This window comes from Nitrospira sp. BLG_2 (assembly GCF_049222245.1).
The window spans coordinates 1-2,913 of the sequence record NZ_JBLYIG010000223.1 but is presented as its reverse complement, the minus strand read 5'-3'; the positions used below and the strand labels follow the sequence as shown (position 1 = coordinate 2,913).

General features: G+C 55.6%; 3 protein-coding genes. 2 read left to right on the top strand and 1 reads right to left on the bottom strand.

The annotated features are described in order from the left end of the window. The first annotated feature begins 144 nt into the window (after positions 1-144). Positions 145-1,287, top strand: coding sequence for an HD domain-containing phosphohydrolase (locus tag ACOSYY_RS06250; RefSeq protein WP_421661404.1), 1,143 nt, complete (start codon positions 145-147; stop codon positions 1,285-1,287). A 147-nt stretch (positions 1,288-1,434) separates the two neighbouring features. Continuing rightward, on the top strand, positions 1,435-1,938 hold the full coding sequence (locus ACOSYY_RS06245; protein ID WP_421661403.1) for a hypothetical protein: 504 nt from the start codon (positions 1,435-1,437) through the stop codon (positions 1,936-1,938). Positions 1,939-2,161: 223 nt separating this feature from the next. On the opposite strand, the gene ACOSYY_RS06240 is transcribed toward ACOSYY_RS06245, so the two are convergent. After that, the coding region (locus tag ACOSYY_RS06240) for a YncE family protein (RefSeq protein ID WP_421661402.1) at positions 2,162-2,913 on the bottom strand (752 nt) is incomplete at its 5' end.

Genomic DNA, 2,913 nt, shown 5'->3' with positions numbered 1-2,913 from the left:
AATGACGTCATTGAGAGAAGCCAATTGGCACAAAAAGTGCACACCTCTCCGCCGTTCCTACGGCATTCAGGTCACACGCCAATGAGCCGATAAAGAAGAACACAAGACAACCCCGACAGCGTCGATCCGAATACATTCCGACTCATGGCGATACTGCTGAACCAGACCACTCATCAGGCCCTGCTCGATAATCGCAAGATCCTGGTGGTCGATGACGAAGAGCCGATCAGGCGCCTTCTTGCCTACCTGCTTCAATGCCATGGGTATTCGGTCGAATGCGCCGCAGATGCCCGAGAGGCTCGACAAAAGCTGAATGATGAACCCTTTGCATTGATGCTCTGCGACGTCAACATGCCGGGAGAATCCGGCATGGATCTCGTGCGGCATATTCTCAAGGAGCACACACACACGGCGGCGATCATGGTCACGGGCCTCGACAGCTCGGTCCTCGCCAATGCCGCCTTGGAGGTCGGCGCCTTCGGATACATCGTCAAGCCGTTCGAGTCCAATGAAGTTCTCATCGACGTCGCCAATGCGCTCCGCCGCCGACGGCTAGAGATGGAAAACCGCCTCCACCGTGAGAACCTGGAGGACATCGTCCGAACAAGAACGCTCGCGCTACAGCAGGCGTTGGACTGGCTGGAACGCTCTGAAAAAGAGTTGCGCCTGTCGCGTGAGGAAACGATTCAACGGCTCGCCATTGCCGCGGAGTTCCGCGATCATGCGACCGCCCGACATATCCAACGCATGAGCCACTACTGCGAGTTGCTCGCCCGCAAGGCCGGTCTGTCTCCGGAACGATGCGAATTAATCCGCACGGCCAGCCCCATGCATGACATCGGCAAGATCGGCACCCCGGATCATGTGTTGCTGAAGCCCGGCAAGTTCACACAGGAAGAATTCGGGGTGATCGCGCAGCACGCCGAAATCGGATACAAGATCCTCAGCGGGTCGGATGCAGAGCTGCTGAAAGTCGCTGCCGTGATCGCCTACACCCATCATGAGCGCTTCGACGGCACGGGGTATCCCCGCAGATTGCAGGGAGATGCCATTCCCATCGAAGGCCGCATTGCCGCGATTGCCGATGCGTTTGACGCACTCACCACTCAACGGGTCTACAAGCCGGCCTTCGAGCTCAGCCATGCGATCGATCTCATGCTTAAACACCGTGGCGAACACTTCGACCCAGAGCTTTTGGATATCTTCGTCGCATCAACTGATGACGTGGCACGCATCCACGATCAATACGCGGACCGCGTCAACTCCAATACCTTCCGCGAAACGTAACTTCCCTCGGCTGAACTCACGCATTGCCGGATTGTCGGCAATGCGTTGACCGGCTATGGCGCCATCGATATACTTTTTTTCATCTGCCCGAACAGCCTGATTCGAATTCGCTCAACCACCGAGGCCGTAGAGAATGGACTGCCGAGTATGGCGAAAAAGTTGACGGCGGTTCGCAAACGTCCCCGGAATCGGAACTGGATCGCCTACCTCTGCGAATCTCTGGTTGCTTCAGGCACCATGCCGACATGGGAAGCGGCCACCTATCTGACGGAGAACTTATTCGGAGAAAAGCCGAATCCTCGCCTCCTGACCCCTGCGAACTCGCATGAGGTCACAGCGCAATTACTGCATCGTCTTTATCAACCGATCGTCGAAGCCGCCTCGCGGGAAATTGTGCTGCCTCCCTCCTCCATGCTGCATATCTTCACCGACATCAGCCTCACCGGTAACTCCGCCGTCCTGGTCGTCTTATTCTCTGGACACACCAACCCCCCGCAGCTCTTGATGCTGGACGCAATCAAGGCCTGGGACCTCGTGTTCCCGGACGCCGAGTCGTTCAATGCTTGGGCCGAGGAACGGTACAGACAACTTGTGACTGCCTTGTGCAGGAAGACGACAGAATTCGAGGACGGTCTGTTGAGGGCGATCTGATGGGCCTACTCGAAATCGTAGCGGGGTGCCGCGAGAATAGCGTTCGATTCATTCTTCTGATTCTTGGGCCCGTATAATATTTCTCCCTGAGCGAAGTACACCATACGACATCACCAGGCAAGCAGACACCGCTTTCAGCGGTGTCTGCCCCTAGTTCAATCATGATGTCCCCTGTTAGGACATCCTGGAGTCGATAAAGGACTGACACCAAAAAACACTATTCTTACCGATCATCATCACGGTCATGGCCACGATCATCGTCGTCATCATCGTCGTGGCGGCTATGACGCTTCTTGCCGATCGGATTCTGCTGGGCTTTCGTGAGCTGAGCCTTATAGTATCCCGGCAACCGCTGGACCCAGCCGTTATAGATGTTAGGCACCGCCATGATACCCTGTGCCCCAAAACCCCTGTTGCCGGAAATAGTATCGTCTTTATAGGCGGGATTGTCATTGACCAGCACCACAGTACCGGCAATGACCGGCGCGTCTGGTCCTTCTTGAGTCACAATACCATCATTATTTACGTCATAGTCCAAGACAATCAACCGATTGGCGAACTTACTAGTGACATAGGCATAGTACCCACCGCCCTTCTTGGCGCCGAAGTTGACGCCATGGCAGCCCGGATCACAAGGAGCCATCGCCACCAGCGTATCGGTTGCGGTATCGATGATGGTAATGGTCCCAGTGAGGGTATTGCCTTGAATCACGAATTTCCCATCGGGGCTCACCGGCGTCTGAACAGAAAAACCACCGACCGGGCCACTGATCTCTCCACTGATTGGATTATAGTTCCCGGTGGTCCCATCGGACGAGTTCCCTACGAGCAAGTTGATGTTCTTGAGCACCTGTCCCGGAACGCAGTTCATTTTGGGGTACTGGCCGCACACCACCGAGATGGTGTGGCCCAGGTAGTTGGACACATAATACTTGCTCGAATCCGGCATCATGCCGCTTGCGATGGGTAATGTGC